The sequence below is a fragment of the Myxococcus sp. AS-1-15 genome (assembly GCF_020037055.1).
Classification (GTDB): domain Bacteria; phylum Myxococcota; class Myxococcia; order Myxococcales; family Myxococcaceae; genus Myxococcus; species Myxococcus fulvus.
Map to the genome: position 1 here is coordinate 33,543 of NZ_JAIQDF010000031.1, position 15,099 is coordinate 48,641.

At 65.7% G+C, this 15,099-nt stretch carries 12 protein-coding genes, 1 tRNA gene and 2 pseudogenes; 4 read left to right on the top strand and 11 right to left on the bottom strand.

Translation table 11 applies throughout. From position 1 onward, the window contains the following. Positions 1–146: 146 nt before the first annotated feature. On the bottom strand, positions 147–1,049 hold the full coding sequence (locus K8625_RS42700) for a LysR family transcriptional regulator (RefSeq protein ID WP_223750535.1): 903 nt from the start codon (positions 1,047–1,049) through the stop codon (positions 147–149). Positions 1,050–1,135: 86 nt separating this feature from the next. Between K8625_RS42700 and K8625_RS42705 the strand changes: the two genes are divergently transcribed. Continuing rightward, positions 1,136–1,441: a nuclear transport factor 2 family protein gene (locus K8625_RS42705; RefSeq protein ID WP_223785975.1), complete on the top strand. Its 306-nt coding sequence runs from the start codon at positions 1,136–1,138 to the stop codon at positions 1,439–1,441. A gap of 41 nt (positions 1,442–1,482) precedes the next feature. After that, positions 1,483–2,229 carry an SDR family oxidoreductase gene (locus K8625_RS42710; protein ID WP_223750638.1) on the top strand — a complete coding sequence of 249 codons (747 nt, stop codon included), beginning with the start codon at positions 1,483–1,485 and terminating at the stop codon, positions 2,227–2,229. Positions 2,230–2,868: 639 nt separating this feature from the next. On the opposite strand, the gene K8625_RS42715 is transcribed toward K8625_RS42710, so the two are convergent. The 5 genes and pseudogenes from K8625_RS42715 to K8625_RS42735 form a co-directional block, all read right to left on the bottom strand. Next, complete coding sequence (locus K8625_RS42715; RefSeq protein WP_223785976.1) at positions 2,869–5,784, bottom strand: cell wall anchor protein; 2,916 nt, start codon at positions 5,782–5,784, stop codon at positions 2,869–2,871. 357 nt (positions 5,785–6,141) lie between these two features. Next, a pseudogene (locus tag K8625_RS42720) lies at positions 6,142–6,421 on the bottom strand (DDE-type integrase/transposase/recombinase); the annotation flags it as partial. 148 nt (positions 6,422–6,569) lie between these two features. After that, complete coding sequence (locus K8625_RS42725; protein ID WP_223750648.1) at positions 6,570–6,968, bottom strand: hypothetical protein; 399 nt, start codon at positions 6,966–6,968, stop codon at positions 6,570–6,572. A gap of 174 nt (positions 6,969–7,142) precedes the next feature. After that, positions 7,143–7,331 (bottom strand): annotated as a pseudogene (locus K8625_RS44735) (twin-arginine translocation signal domain-containing protein); the annotation flags it as partial. A 175-nt stretch (positions 7,332–7,506) separates the two neighbouring features. Further along, positions 7,507–7,902 carry a hypothetical protein gene (locus K8625_RS42735; RefSeq protein ID WP_223750538.1) on the bottom strand — a complete coding sequence of 132 codons (396 nt, stop codon included), beginning with the start codon at positions 7,900–7,902 and terminating at the stop codon, positions 7,507–7,509. A gap of 334 nt (positions 7,903–8,236) precedes the next feature. Here K8625_RS42735 and K8625_RS42740 point away from each other — a divergent pair, with 334 nt between their 5' ends. Next, complete coding sequence (locus K8625_RS42740; protein WP_370640420.1) at positions 8,237–8,788, top strand: transposase; 552 nt, start codon at positions 8,237–8,239, stop codon at positions 8,786–8,788. A 22-nt stretch (positions 8,789–8,810) separates the two neighbouring features. Here the strand turns inward: K8625_RS42740 and K8625_RS42745 are convergent, their stop codons facing one another. Both K8625_RS42745 and K8625_RS42750 read right to left on the bottom strand, forming a co-directional pair. After that, on the bottom strand, positions 8,811–9,200 hold the full coding sequence (locus K8625_RS42745) for a hypothetical protein (protein WP_223750539.1): 390 nt from the start codon (positions 9,198–9,200) through the stop codon (positions 8,811–8,813). Positions 9,201–9,332: 132 nt separating this feature from the next. After that, on the bottom strand, positions 9,333–10,481 hold the full coding sequence (locus K8625_RS42750; protein ID WP_370640421.1) for an RsmB/NOP family class I SAM-dependent RNA methyltransferase: 1,149 nt from the start codon (positions 10,479–10,481) through the stop codon (positions 9,333–9,335). A 193-nt stretch (positions 10,482–10,674) separates the two neighbouring features. On the opposite strand from K8625_RS42750, the gene K8625_RS42755 reads away from it, so the two are divergent. Next, positions 10,675–10,747 (top strand) — tRNA-Asn (locus K8625_RS42755). A 716-nt stretch (positions 10,748–11,463) separates the two neighbouring features. Here the strand turns inward: K8625_RS42755 and K8625_RS42760 are convergent. Genes K8625_RS42760 through K8625_RS42770 form a run of 3 tightly spaced genes read right to left on the bottom strand, consistent with a single transcriptional unit; the run spans position 11,464 to position 14,731 of the window. Further along, complete coding sequence (locus K8625_RS42760) at positions 11,464–13,314, bottom strand: AAA family ATPase (protein ID WP_223738463.1); 1,851 nt, start codon at positions 13,312–13,314, stop codon at positions 11,464–11,466. Then, positions 13,311–13,820, bottom strand: coding sequence for an ABC-three component system middle component 2 (locus K8625_RS42765; RefSeq protein ID WP_223738462.1), 510 nt, complete (start codon positions 13,818–13,820; stop codon positions 13,311–13,313). Before K8625_RS42765 ends, K8625_RS42760 begins: the two co-directional genes overlap by 4 nt. Beyond that, the gene (locus tag K8625_RS42770) at positions 13,817–14,731 is read right to left on the bottom strand and encodes an ABC-three component system protein (RefSeq protein WP_223738461.1); all 915 of its coding nucleotides are present in this window, start codon (positions 14,729–14,731) and stop codon (positions 13,817–13,819) included. The genes K8625_RS42765 and K8625_RS42770 overlap by 4 nt, the downstream gene beginning before the upstream one ends. Positions 14,732–15,099: the final 368 nt, after the last annotated feature.

A 15,099-nucleotide genomic window follows, 5' to 3' on the forward strand; every position in this document is an offset into this window, starting at 1 on the left:
GAGCTAAGCGTGAGGCCGGTGTAGCTCCACTGCACGACCATCGACGCAGCGGTTCAAGTCCGGCGTGCAGGCGCTCCACCTTCGTCGCGAAGCGGGACGAGCGTGGACGGACCCGAGCGCTTCGCCAGCGGCCGCCATCGCGGCGCTCATTTGCGAGCTGCCGTGACTTCGCGGGCCAGTGCGACGAACGCCGTGTGCGCGGCCGAGGCGTTGCGTCGGCCAGGATAGTAGAGGCAGAGCGGAGCGAGCTCCGGTGTCCAGTCCTCGAGCACGCGAACGAGGCGTCCCGCTTCGATGTCGCCGCGCACGTCCGGCTCCATGAAGAAGCCGAGTCCGATGCCCTCCAGGACCGCGATCCGCGAGAGGCTGGCCTCGTCCAGCGTGATGGGCCCCGTCACATCGATCAGGGCCGTCTGCCCCCGCTTACGGAGCTCCCACCGGAAGAGGCTGCCGTTCGGCAAGCGCACCCGGATACACCGATGACGGAAGAGGTCCGATGGGACGCGTGGCCGACCGTGCTTCTTCACATACGCCGGCGAAGCGACGATGGCGTGGCGTTGGGGCTCTCCCAGCGGAATGGCAATCATGTCGGTGGGCACGAGGTTCGCCATCCGCACGCCGAAGTCGAACCCTTCGGCGACGACGTCGACCAGCCGGCCTTCGGTCACGACGTCGACATGCACGTCTGGATGGCGGCGGAGGTACTCCAGCACCAGGGGCGCGAGGAGCTCACGCGCCGCGGTCGCAAAGGTGTTGATGCGCAGCATGCCGGACGGCTTTGCCTGCTGGGAGCGAGCCGCGTCCATCGCGCCGCGGATGTCCGCGAGTCCCGGAGCCACCTGTTCGACGAAGGCCCTGCCGGCGTCGGTCAGTGAGACGCTGCGCGTCGTGCGGTTGAAGAGGCGCACGCCAAGATGGGCTTCGAGCTTCGCGATCGCGCTGCTCATCGCCGTCGTCGACATCCCGAGATCGAGCGCCGCGCCGCGAAACGAGCTCCTGCGAGCGACGGCGAGGACGGCATCGAGATCATTCAGTCCGGGTTGATACATCGATAGTCCTGTGTTTCGGGATGCCGCATCCTATTTTGTCCCCATTGAGTGGGCAATCGTGCGGGCTTACTTCTTGGGTCATGACCATGCACCCATCCATTCGAGCCTATTTCGACGCGGGCAGTGCCACGCCGCTCCACGCCTTCGCGCCCGATGCCGTTGTCGAGGATGAGGGACATCGGCATGTCGGGCATGCGGCCATCGACGAATGGTGGCGTGACTCCCAGGCGAAGTATCAGGCCGTCGCGCAGCCGCTCGAGGTGAACGCGAAGGACGATGCCTGCGAGGTCCGCGCGAGAGTGACGGGCCGGTTTCCCGGCAGTCCCATCACGCTCACCTTTGCGTTCCGGATGAAGGACGAGCGGATTGTGTCTTTGAGCATCGGCGCGTGAGCCGTGATGCCCATTTCAACCCAGTGGAAGGAGATGACGTGATGAGAGGGCTAGAGGGTAGGCGTGCGCTCGTGACGGGCGGAACGAAGGGCATCGGCAAGGCGGTGGTCGCATGGCTGCGCGAGGCCGGCGCGACGGTGCTGACGACCGCGCGGGAGGGAGCGGGCGAGGGCTTCATCGCCGCCGATGTCTCCACGGCGGAGGGCTGCGCGCGCGTCGTGAAGGCCGCCGGAGCCGTGGACATCCTGGTCCACGTCGTGGGGGGAACGTCGGCGCCGGCGGGAGGCTTCTCCGTCCTCGACGACGACGCGTGGCAGAAGACGATCGACCTGAACCTGATGGCGGCGGTGCGTCTCGACCGGGCCTTGGTCCCCGGAATGCGCGAGCGCCGGACCGGCGCGGTCGTGCACGTGACGTCGATCCAGCGGCAGCTGCCGCTTCATGAAGCGACGACCGCGTACGCCTCGGCCAAGGCCGCGCTCTCGAACTACAGCAAGGCGCTCTCGAAGGAGGTCGCGCCGCAGGGCGTGCGCGTGAATCGAGTGTCACCGGGCTGGGTCGAGACCGAGGCCTCCGTCGGGTTCATGAGCGAGATCGCGGCGAAGAACGGCACCGACGAAGCGGGCGCGAGGGAGCTCGTGATGCGCTCGCTCGGCGGAATTCCTCTCGGGCGCCCCGCGCGTCCGGCCGAGGTCGCCGAGCTGATCGGGTTTCTCGTCTCGGACCGAGCGAGCGCGATCACCGGGGCGGAGTACGTCATCGACGGCGGGACGGTGCCCGTGAGCTAGCAGGCTGCTGGATGCCTCCGGTGCGGGGACGACCTCTCGCACCGGAGCAGGGTCTCCTGACCCGGTGAATCAGGAGCCTCGGGACGACAAGGGCAACTCCACCGTCGACTTCCACGGCGAGAAGAGAAGCAACGCCGCGCATGCCTCAACGACCGACCCGGAGTCGAGGCTGGCGCGCAGAGGATGCCGGGGATGACGTGCAGTGCTTCGTGGACTGGTACAACACCGGGCACGGACACTCCGCCAGTCGCTTCGGCACGCCCGACGACAGGCACTCTGGTCGCGAGGCTGCACTCCTTGCTCGACGCCACCGGGTATACCCGAGAGCCCGAGCCCGTCATCCCCAAACGATGGAGCCGCGTCACGCGCAACTGGACGCCGGCAGGCCTCGTCCGTCTCGGCCCCGCTCCGAACCTCACCTCGACCGTGCAGGAGATGAAGCGCATCAGATGAGCCTTCTCACGCGACATCTGCCTTGATGCGCACCGCTCATGCTCCGGTCCGCAGGTGGGTCTGGGCTTCAGGAGGGATGCCGTGTGAACGGCGGCGCCGAGCGCGAGCTCCCAGCTCGGAACAACAAGGCCGGCCATGGGGGCGAGCCCCACGACCGGCCTTGTTTCCTCGGCGTTCGACGCGGTCCTACCGCAGGGGCACGCGCTTGAGCCTGAAGGGCGAGGGGCTCTCGCTCATCGTGAAGTAGCTCGCGCCGTTGGCCTCGTACTCCATCGCCTCACCCTGGCCCTCGGCGGTGTCGGTCAGCGTGACGGGCGTCGCGAAGATGGCCGACTCGAAGCCAAGTCCCGGCGTCGCACGGAACTCGTAGACGGTGCGGTAGGTGCGAAGGAGGAAGCGATCCGCGCAGGGGTGGATCGCCGCCGCGGTCGCGGCCGAGAAGTTGGCGTCTCCGTTCAGCGGCAGCTGGATCGTGTGGACGTGGATCAGCGTGGCCTGCACGCCCGGCGTCAGCGGCCGGGGGAACTTGTACACGCCGCTCTTCCCCGTGCCCCCGTCCTTGGTCACGACGTAGATGTCTCCGGTGGTGGGGTGCACCATCAGCGACTCCGCGTCCTTCGCGCCGTCCGGATAGACGAACGGGAAGGCCTCGGCGACGAGCCCCCCCGAGGTCTGGCCGTTGGCGAGATCCGGCTCGGGCACGCGGTAGATGGTGAACGACGTGGGGCTGCCACCCGGAGGGAAGTTGGCGCTCCACTTCCCGATGTCACCGATGAAGATGCACGAGCCGCTCGGGCAGGGCCCGGTCGCGAGGTCCTCCCAGTCGGCCGGCGTCACGTTGGTCACGTTGAACGTGCCGAGGGTGCTCGCGTTGAGGGTGTTGATCGCGACGATGGCGGTGGTGTCCTCGTTGTGCACGTAGAGCGCGTTGCCGACCAGGCGGCTCGCGGCCAGGCCCGAGGGCTCCACGATCTCCGGCGCGGTCACGGTGCCCTGGAGCGTGAAGGTGGTCGCGTACGTGTCGCCGACCACGCAGGTGGGGGCGTTGGCGGCGCGCAGGACGACGACGTGCGCGGTGTTGGTCTGCACGAACGCGGAGCTGCCGGAGAGGCCCGTCTGGAGGCCCGGCGCGGTGAGCGACCGGTAGGCCGCATTGAAGAGCAGTCCGTTGGCGTGACCCAGGCACGCGTCGAAGGCCTCGGTGAAGCCGAGCGGCGGCTCGATGCCGGTGGCGGGGCAGGTGGCGTCCGGCCAGACCTGTGAGCCGTACCAGACGGCGAGCCCACCCGCGCTGCCGGTCACCACGTCGGGCACGGTGAACGACGCGGAGTCGCCGTTCTTCTGGCCCGCGTGCACGTCGATGGGCTGGACCGGGTCGACGCCGCTGAAGGCCTCCACGCTCCCCGCCATGTGGGTGGTCGCGTCCAGTCCGAACGTGTAGCTCGTGGGCTCGGAGGCGCCCGCGACGCGGTAGAAGATCCAGGTGCGGATGGCAAAGGCGCTCTGCTCCGAGCGCAGGAACGTCCAGCCGGCGGGCGGCGTGACGGTCGCGGAGATGTTGTTGCGCACAATCACCCGCGCGATGAGCGCGTCGTTGGCTTGGGTCCCCGACGGCTTGGGAATCGACAGCGAGGCGAGCGACAGGCCGCTGTTGCGCGAGCTCCCACGCAACGCGACCCCCGAGGACGGCGCGACCTCGGCGCGGCGAAGGGCGACGACCTGCGCGACGTTGGTCTCGGCGAACGTCGAGCTCCCGTTGAACGGTCCCTGGAGGCCGGCACCGGCGAGGGGCATGAAGGCGGCGTTGAAGACGAGGCCCTGGGACGAGGACACCAGGCAGGTGTCGTAGGTCTCGGTGAAGCCCGCGGGGGGCTCGATCGCCGAGGTCGGACACGCGGCGCCGGTCCACGCCTGCGCGCCGAACCAGACGGCGGCCCCGCCCGCGGTCGAGGTGCTCAGCTGCGGCGTCGTGAAGGTCGTCGAGCCGCTGTTGCTCTTGCCGGCGTGTGTGTCGATCGGGTTGGTCGGATTGACGCCGGCATACGCCACGATGCTGCCGACGAGGTAGCTCGCGATGGAGCTCTGGAACGTGTGGCTCGCGGGCTCGCTGGCGGTGGCGACGCGGACGAAGACCCAGCCGCGGATGCTCCAGCTGCTCATGTCGGTGCGCACCAGCGTCCAACCCGCGGGAGGGGTGAGCTCGGCGCCGATCTGGTTACGGTTCGCAAGGTGCGCCAGCAGCACGTGACCGGCGGCGACGCCCGTGGGGGTCGAGAGGGTCAAGCTGGTGACCGTCTTGCCGCTTGCGTGCGCGGTGCCGACGAGGGTGATCTCCGCAGTGGCCGGCGGCTGGAGGGGACGCAGCACCACCGCGTGCGTGATGTTGGTGTTGGGGAGCGTGGAGCTGCCGGTGAAGGCGGGCTGGGCACCGGCGGCCCCGAGCTGCGAGGTGGCGGCGCTGTGCAGCACGCCGCGCGTCGACGAGACGAGGCAGGTGTCGAGCTGCTCGGTGAAGCCCGTCGGAGGGGTGTGGACCGCGGGGCACGCGGTGCCTCCCCAGACCTGGGCCGAGAACCACACCGCGAGGCCGTTCGCGGACGACGTGGTGGCGACGGGCAGCGCGAGGCTCGCGCTGTTGCCATTCTTCTGGCCGACGTGCACGTCGATCGGCTGGAGCGGATCCGCGCCCGACACCGCGACCAGGGTGGCCGCCATGGCGCTGGCGACGTCGAGGGTGAAGGTGTGACTGCTCGGCTCGGCCGCGCTGGCCACGCGGAGGAAGAGCCAGGACTTGATGGCCGAGGCGCTTTGCTCGGAGCGCAGCAGCGTCCAGCCAGCGGGTGGGGTGGCGACGGCGGTGACGGCCTCGCGATTGCTCAACTGCACCACCAGCACATCTCCGGCGGCCGTCCCGACGGGGGTGGGGATGGAGAGGGTGGCGGTGGCCAGGCCGCTCGCGCTGGTGGTTCCTCGCACGGAGAGCGTGGAGAGGTCCTGGGCCGTCGTCGCATCCTGGACGTCGTCGGGCTGCGCGAGCTCAGTCGTTTCGCAGGCGGCCATCAGCAGGGCGGCCGCGAGCCACAGACTTCGGAATGGAGTCATGGTGTTTCAATCGGGGTGTCGACGCACCGGACTGGAGGTCCGGGAATCGGCCATGTGAAGGACCCTGAAGTGCGAAGCGCAATCGACTGTCATGACACGGGAAAATTGCCGTGAAATGGTCGGGATTGTCGGGTGTCATCGAAAGAAGGTGGCAGTTCTGTCCATGTGGTCACGCTGAGTCCTTGGAGAACGAGAAGCCCAGGGATATCTGCGCGCGGTGCCAAGGGATGAAGGGCGGTCAGCACCCCGAAGGGTGGGCCTTGAGGCAAGCCTCGTGAGCGTGGCTGTGACAGGCTCGTGACGTCAGCAGAACGGTGGAGTTACACCGGTCTCGTTGAGTCCCGGCGACTTGGTGGGTCAAGCCGCGGTTCGGTACCTCTTCTCATCGTTGGCGGGAGACTGGTCGCCGAGGGCGGAGTGCCTCCGGCGCAGGTTGTACCAGCCGTCGATGTACTGGACGACAGCCATCCTGGCCTCTGCGTGAGTCATGATGGATGACGTCTCGGGGCTGGCGCTGGGCGACGGCCATGTCCAGCGCGGCGATGACCCACTCCGACTTCAGGTGGGTGGCCATGGCCCAGCCCACCACCTTGCGACTCCACACGTCGATGACGACAGCCAGGTAGAGAAAGCCCGCTCCTCGGCCAGGCTGCTCGTCGTCCGTCCCGCCTTCGCCAACTCGACGATTCGCGCTCGGAGCTCCGGCGGGTATGGAAGTTGTTGAGCGGACTCAACGAACCCGCCGCAGCTCCATGGATTGTCGCGGGATGCCCGGTGGTGCGCCATCACCGGCTCAGGGTGATGACAACGTCGGACGAGAAGGTCCGCGCCCTCATCCCGACCCTTCGGTCGCCAAACAGGCATTGTTCCTTGCAGTGGTCGAAAGCGCTCCCGTCCCCGGGGATACAAGCGGTGAGCGCGTCCCCGCCCCAGCCTGCTCCATCATCGGCCTCGGCCATGAAGTAGACCCACGATTCCTGCGTCGTGAGGACATGGACCTCCTGATTCAGGCCGATTCCCCACCACCCGCGTGTCAGGTGCCCCCCCAGCGAGCCCCCACAGGCGGCGGTGGCGGGGAACGCGATGCAAATCCAGATGAATGAACCGTAGGTGTTGCGGAAACGCACCTGCCGGTTGCTTGCCTTGGTTTCGCCATCCAACGACCCAAGCAGCGGCTGGGTCATCAAGTCTGGGCTCGCCGTAGGAACGCCCTGGATGATGCCTGGGGGCTCGTATGCGGTGTTGAACCGATTGGGACCAATCCGTGGGCGCGTCTGATAGCCGCGCCCGGGCGAGGGGGGGACACCGTAGGGCCCGGTTGGGGCCGGGAGGTCACTCCCCTCTGCGGCCCATGCCTTGGACGGCAGCACGGGGAGCACCCCGCCGGCGCCCATGCCTAACACCGCGCCCGCGCGAAGAAAGCTCCGCCTGTTCATTGAAGGCCTGTTTGATTGATGCATACCAGTCCTCTCCGACTCGACGAGGCCTTGTCGGAAATGGCCGCCTCGTGCCTGAACTGACTTCATGCAAAGCAGCGTGCCTCGCATGCCGTTCCGACCGTCGGCATGTAAAGGATTTGCATCTTAATGAATGGCACGTCCGGGCCTTGGGCCTCCCCATGGCGTCTGTCTGGAACCCGACAGGCGTGTCCTTCCGAGGCAGTGATTGTGCCAACAGGGGGGCTGACTCAAGAGTGTGCGGCGTCGCCCTTGGCGGTGTGCCTCAAGCGGAGCCGCGGAGCTGCTCCACGTAGGCCTGGGCGGCGGAGGCCTCCACGCCATGCAGTCGCGCCATGTCGCGCGCGATGGCGGAGGGGTCATCTCCCATGCGCAGATGCATGCGGATGTTGTGCTCGAAGGGCTGGAGGATTCGCAGCGCGTCCGCGCCTCGGGCTTCCTTGACGACGGGCGCCGCGCGCCGGCGCGAGCGGCCCATCTCCGCGCGGGCCTGCACGTAGGTGACGATGTTGGACAGCAGGTAGTACCAGGTCACGAAGAAGGAAATCGTGCCCCACCAGCCCAGGGTGACGTTGCGCAGCGTGTGGTGCCAGAACGCCCTGCCCAGACACCCTCGGCACAGGTCGGCGGCCGTCGTATGGGAGCGCCGCGCGAACAACATGCCTACGTTGTGGTGCAGCTCAACAAAGACCGTCGTCTCGGACCGGGAACAGTGGTCGCATCGCATGGCGGCGCACCCTAATGGGTTCCTCGCCCGCGTTCGAGTCCACGGACTCAAGCCCGAAGACCCGGGCGACCCGCGCAACTCCAAGGGACATGGGAGAGCACCTGGAACACAGGCCGGCGGGGCCTTCACACGGCGTCCCGGTTTCAGTGGGTCCTCCACCATCAGAGGTGTGGCTCCGGAATATCCGAGTCCAGCGAGAAGTGCGCCTCAGCGAACGCGTCATTGCGTGCGCAGTCCTGATTCGAGCCAGGACGAGGGACGCTTTCCCATGGTGCCCACGTTGACGGCCGCCCTGGGACTGAAGGGCGAGCGCCCCCTCAGCGGCACCCGCGATTGCAAAGACGTGGTGCATACCATTGCCTCCGTCAACACCGTGACGGGCGAAATCACCAGCCGGTTGTATGGCAGCCGCACCCGGACGCGCCGGAAGGACGGGCTGTCCAAGACGAAGCGGATGCAGGTGGCATTTGCCCACCACCTGCTCGACGTGGCGCGGACCTACCCGGCCGACGTGTACGCAGCAGTCGTCATCATCATCGACAATGCGCCTTGGCACCGAGGACGTCCGGTGGACTGGGCCCTGCAACGCTACCCGCACCAGACGTTGTACCGGCTGCCGTCCTACAGCCCTCAGCTTCAGTCCATTGAGCGGCTGTGGCGACCTCTTCGCCAGTTCGCCACGCACAACGTCCTCTTCGACGAGTTGACGCAGTTGCTGCACGCTCTGCGCTCGGGGCTCGGCTATTTCCGCGCCCGGCCCCAAGCCGTGCTCCGTCTCCTCGGCTCTCGCTGGAGCCCGAGTCAATCAGCCGAGGCGTGAATCAGGGCGGTGGCTGGCCTCCCTACCAAAGCAACTCGACCTTGGCTTTTCGCAGTTTCATGAATCTTGAGAGCTCCGTCCGTGAGGCGAACTGCAGCTTGTTGCAAGAGACCTCCGCGCCGCTTTCAAGAATCTCATTCCAGGTGGCTTTGCCGGTGGGCGAGGGCAGGACGTCAACAACGGCTCGAACGCCGCGAAACTCGATGTTGGCGTCTGTCTTGCTTTGTCGGGCGTGAAACCGACCCATGCTGGCGGCCTGTCGTTTGGCTGCGGCCGCGTTCACCGCCTTGATGAGGACGATGTTCTCCCAGACATCCACGGCCGCCCGATTGGCACGCGCCTTCGGCATGATCACCAAGACGATGTGGGCCGAAAACCACTTCTCTCGCGCACGCTTAGCCACGGTGACCACGACAGTTCTCCTTACATGCCCCGGCCAGTACCGTCATGACTTCAATCCACGGAGTGATTCTGTTCGTCACGGCGTTTCCAAGGCAAGACCCCATGAGGCTTTGTCAGACAGTTCAGGTTCGGTGAGGTGCGTCTACTTCCCGGTCGAGCGCTGCAGGACCGCCGCGAAGAAGGCGTCCGTGCCGTGCAGGTGGGGCGTGACGACGAGGAAGTCATCGCGAATGCACTCGTCGGGGAGCCAGCCCTCGCCAGGGCGCAGGCGTTGGAAATCAGGGCGTGAGGTCAGGAAGGCCGTAACGACATCCTGGTTCTCGGCACGATTGACGGTGCAGGTGGCATAGACCAACTGGCCTCCTGGGCGGAGCAGCGCCGCGGCTTGGTGGAGCAGTTCAAGCTGGAGCGGTGGGAAGCGCGTGAGGACGTTCGCGGTGGCGCGGAAGCGTTGATCCGGCCCGCGGCGAAGAGGTCCGAGCTCGGAGCAGGGGGCGTCCACGAGTACGCGGTCGGCGTCGAGGCCCGGGGAGGGTGGCGCCCTGAGGACCTGGACGCGCGTGAGCCCCGCTCGGGAGACACGTTGGAGGAGCCGGTCCAGTCGCTCGGGGTCTGGGTCATGGGCGAGGAGCCGACCGGAGTCGCGCATCTGTGCGCCGAGCAGGAGCGTCTTGCCTCCGGCCCCCGCGCACAGGTCGAGGACGGTCTCTCCGGGGCGGGCATCCAGGAGGAGTCCCAGGAGCTGACTGCCCTCGTCCTGGACCTCGAATCGGCCCTCTCGGAGGGAGGGCAACGCATAGAGGTTGGGACGGGGCCCGTCGACATGGAGGGCCAGTGGACTCCAGGCTCCAGGGCGAGTGGGAAGGCCCTCGGCGCGCAAGCGGATGGCCAGGTCTTCCCGGGAGTCGCGGAGCGGATTCACACGCAGGGTGATGGGGCCTGGGACGTTGAGGTGGGCGCAGAAGTCGTCTGCCTCCGGGCCCAGCTCCCGCGCGAAGTGGTCGGCGAGCCAATCCGGAAGGGAGTGCCGGAGGGCGAGCGAAGGGGGCTGGGCCGGATTCAGCGGCGGAATCTGGTCGGGCTCGATTCCAGCCAGGGCGGCTGCCTCGGACGCTGGGCGCCGGGCGAGGCCCTGGAGGAATGCGAAGAGCAGGCGCGACGGGGGCGCGTTGGCGTGGCCCAGGAGGAAGTCGAGGCGGCGGCGCCAGAGGGCGACGTTGTAGATGACCTCCTTGAGCGCCTGGCGTTGGGGACTGGAGAGGGTGCGATGGGTCCGGAGCGTGCGGTCCACGACTCGCTCGGCCGGAGAGCCAGCGAGCACGAGGGAGATGGCCTCCGAGGAAATCGAGGCAAGCCCCGCCAGCGCGGACCAGGGTTGGACCTGGAGCCGGGAGAGCGGATCAAACGGGACTGTTGACAGGGGCGGCTCCGTTCTCTAGAAAGCGCGTCATCGCTGCGGCGCGGTTACCACGGCGAGGACATATTCCCTGATAGCTCAGCCGGTAGAGCGGGTGACTGTTAATCACTAGGTCCGTGGTTCGAGTCCACGTCAGGGAGCTACTTGAAAGGCCCTACCAACTGGTAGGGCCTTTTTTGTTTAACAAGGGCCTCGCGATGACATCGCGGGGCCTTCGTGCTTAAGCCGCTGAATCCCAAGGGATTTTGGCTCGCGGTGCTGAAGAGGGCGCTCTCGGCTCTCTACCCCGCAGAGCGAGATGCCCCCTCTTCTCCGCCGCCAACTGGGCTCTCTGGAGCGCTCTTTCGCCCGTTTTGGGGAGAGAGAGGCCGAGAGTGGTTAACAGTTTTGTTAACCACCGCGGGCTCTCGACTCTGACAATCCCTGGCTTTCGATGTCGTACCTTCCAGGGTTGCGCCATTTCCCTCTTTCAGAAGGCCAAAAAAGGCCACCTGTTAACCGAGAGAGCGAAATGCGGCTGGCAGTTACTGGGTACTCACGAATTCGTCGCGCGGCGCAGACTCTCCGAGACGGCTCTCAGACTCTCTTGGCCGAATCCTCGGCCACCACAGCCCCCTGCTCCGCCTCACTGCCCCTGCCCACTCGGGCCTTCTGGGCAGGGAACAGCGTCGAGGGTACGCCCCCCTGGGCCCTCCAGCGCCCGCGCAGAAGTCCGGCGGGCAGGGGTAGGCCAACAAGGAGCCGCAAAGACGCCTACGTTTGGTGCGCAGCGTGGCGAACGGGCCGTACCGGACGGCTGGGTGCCTCGCAGTCCGAACGTGCCACTGGGCGCCGTCCCGCGAAGTCACGCCGGAACTCATTTAGCGGCCCCCGCCTGCGGGATGAAACCTCGGCGTCCCTGATCGTTCCCGGTGAACAGCACGACATTCGCGTCGCCGATGGCGCCATCGTTTGGAAGCTGCTTGCTGTTCTCGATGATGAGGACTTGGGCCTCAGCGAAGGACGACTTCACGCTCTCCCAGAAGTGCTTCTTGACGTCCTGTGGGAACGAGGCCTCGTCTGCATCAGGCTCTTCATAGACGATCAATGGCGAATCGATGAGGACGAAGTTGGGGAACGGACGCTCGTCCTTCACGCAGAGGTGCAAGAGCGCGAGGTTGAATGCAGCCCTGGTGATTGCACGAACGCCCTTACCGCGACTCTTCCGTGCGCGCCCTGAAATGACGATGTCTTGGGCTTTCTCGCTGAAGGAGACCCGCTCAGCGGCCGGAAAGTGCCAGGCCTGAAGGAGTGCTTCGACCTCTCGGCTGAAGGGGTCGGCCTGCGCGGTGCTTACCGCCGAACTCGGCCCCTCAGCTCGTTCCTTCTTCTTCGGCGTGCTCGCCTCCTCAAGGAGCGCTTCCAACTCCAGGACACGCTCGAGCAGCTCGAGTGCCTTGCGAGAGGTGCTCTCATGTGCTCGCAATTCATCGACCTTCTTCGTGGCGACGTCTACGTGTCGCTCCAGTAGAGCCTTCAACTCCGCTGCAATCGCGTCGAACTCTTGTTGCCGTACCGCACGCACACTTCGGAGCTGCTCTGTCTCGGCGGCGGTCGCTGCGCGCGTCGCCTGCAGGTCCTGAAGGAGCTTGAAGGTCTTGGAAGACTCCGCCTTGCACGCCTGGGACACGTCTGTAGGAGAGAGCCGCACTTCTCTATGGCCGTTCTCGTGGTGCTCCGCGAGAGCACCGCACATTGGGCAGCGCTCTTCCTTAAGCTGGTCGAGGCGCACTCCCGCCTCGGCAATCGCTTCCAACCTTCGAAGGTCGGAAGAGTACTGCTCCTGCAGGAGGTCGAACCGCGTCTGCAACTCGGCCATGACTGCGAGCTTCGAGTCGACCACGCGCAGTGCAGTCCACGCTCCATGCCGCTTCGCCTCCAACGGTGCTACGCTTACCTGTGCGGCATTTCGTTCGGAGATCGCCGTCTCCAGCGCAGCCTCGATGCGCGCGAGGCGGTCGCGTTCGTCGGTGAGGATTCCCACGTCGCCCAAGTCAGCTAATCGCTCGCGAGCATTCATCAGCAGACTCTCGAGGAGCTCGGCTTTCCCCGCTTGGCGCCCCTTTGTAACCTTCGGGTCCTCATTCGCGATCACCGTTGAATCGTCGGTGCCCGTCAGGAGGAGCCGGAAGATACCACTCTCGGCAGTCTTGGCTGCGAACTGTCCGCTCAGGACAGGAGAGGTCTTCTTGATGACCGTCTCTTCGTCGATGATAACGAGCCGAGCGATGTCGCGGAAGCTTAACGGGCGGGTCTTGCCGCCCTCGTTGATGCGAACCTTCTTGCTGCCCAACCCTGACAGGTCGAGAAGGAATTGCGAGACCGTGTCCTCTTTGCCTCCTCGGTGCTTGGCCGCGAGGATGCGGTCCGATTGGCCTTCCGTTGTGCAGCGCACCTCGCCGCCGCGCAGACTTCGCTCAAGTTTGTAGGTCCGATGGTCTGGGTTCGACTCGATCTCGAGGAGAACAGTCGTATAGCCCTCTGCCTCTGGGATATCCTTCGGCTCCTCACCACCCCCGAGGGCGTAATCGACACACTGGGCGATGAAGCTTTTTCCAGTTTCCGAGGGCCCAGCGATGACGTTCAGGCCGCGAGTGAATACCACCTCGGCAGGCAGTTTGCCGGGGCCGGTCAATGAGAGTCGACGAAGCGCGAAGCCGAACTTCACGATGCCTCCTCTGCCCATAGGACAGACTCCATCGCAAACTCCGCCCCCCATGTGCCGATGCTCTCGCGAATCATCGCGTCAAGCTCTGTACCATCCAGCAGCCCGAAGCTATCAACAACCCAGTCAGCTCGCGAACGAAGCCCCTTGAGATACTCGCTGCTGAGCGTATCGAGGAAGCCTCCAGACCTATCGGTTGCCGAGAAGAAGATTCCGCCCTCCTGGTAGGCGCGAAGGATGAGCCCCCGACTCTCGTAGAGCGAGAGCCCATCCTGCAGCACGCCGCGACGCACAAGGATCTCGCCTCCGCGATGAGGCGTCCGCGGATGTAGGCCGGCGGGACCACCAGGCACGTCATCGGAGTGGACCAGCAGGTAGTCGAAAACCACGAGCCGCTGAAGTGCGTACGAAGTCGGGTACGCCGCCGTAAGAACGCAAAGCGCGCGAAGACCAATCTCCACCGGCCCATTGAACGGCGTGAAGAAATGGCTCGGGATCTCTCCTGTCATTTGACCCACCGAACCTTCCCGTTGTTAGCAAGCTGATGGCAAATCCCCCCACGATCTCGATTGTGGATGCGGCTGATCAGCGGGTGGCTGGTGAGCTGCAGGGTGCGTGCGGTCTTCACTACGGCCACGGCGCGCCGGTAGCCATCCGCGTGATCGCCCCGCAGGTCGTCCTTGATTCCCGAGTGGACTTCGTCTTGGAGCTTCTCGAACTCACCTGGTGGCAGCGTGTCGCGCGAGAACGTTCGCAAGCCCTCAGCACTGTAGAATTCGATGCGAGCGTCGGCGAAGTGATCCCGAAGGTCATCGCGTCCCACGAGGTCTTTCTCAATGTCGTTCACGTCCTTCTTCATGTGATCGGCGTACGCGCGACGTAGCTCACCGACGAAGACCGTCTCGTTGCCCACCGGCGCGGCCGGGGGCGTAAGCGGCTCGGGGCGAAGGGGCAGCCCACCTCCGAACTGCGCTACGTACCAACGCGTCTTTGCATGGGCTTCGATGATCCGCAGAACTGGCGTGGCCTCAAAAATGGAGAAGTCGAGGCTCTCGATGTGCGCCTTCATGGCAGCATCGCACTCCACCAACTCTGTCTTCGTGATTCCCTCACGACAGTAGTCGTTCCACTGCTTAAACAGCTCGCTCCGCAGTTCCTCCGGCTTCTTCAGGAGGTTCGATAGCTTTGTGCCTGCGCCTCTAGGCGCGATGAAGTAGTAGCGGTGCGGGTACGAGTAATCACCGCGCTTCGTGTAGTACGCGAGCTTCCCCAATTCGGTCCAAATGTCGGTGGGCGCCAACGCAGCCTTGTAGTGCTTGCACTGGTAGTTGACCCACGCGCCACTGCCCCCTTTCATCGTCGCAATGACGTCGCGCCCCATGTCCCCTGAGCCGCCGCATCGTTCGACAAGTTCGTACATGTCACGAAGCGAGTCGACCCACTCTTGGACGAAGCGCTCCCATTGCTCCGCGCTAAATAGCTTAATCCGGTCCTCGGGGTGAACCGGCAGACCCGACGCTACGACATCCGCAGCCAGTCCAGGCAGGGTCGCTGGCACCTGGGGGATTGGAACTGTTGTCGGAAACGGAGGCGGTTGAGAAGGAGATGCCTGACTCATGCCGGGATGATGACGCCTTCCCGGTCAAGTCCCGAATCGTGTGTAGTTGGTTCGGAGGGAGGCAGGGGAGGAATGCTCCTTGGCGGTGTCAATCAGCGGCAGTGTCTGGGGTTGAGTTGAGCAGGGCCATGTCGAGGTAGCGGCGGTCGTCCCAGATACCAGTCACTTCG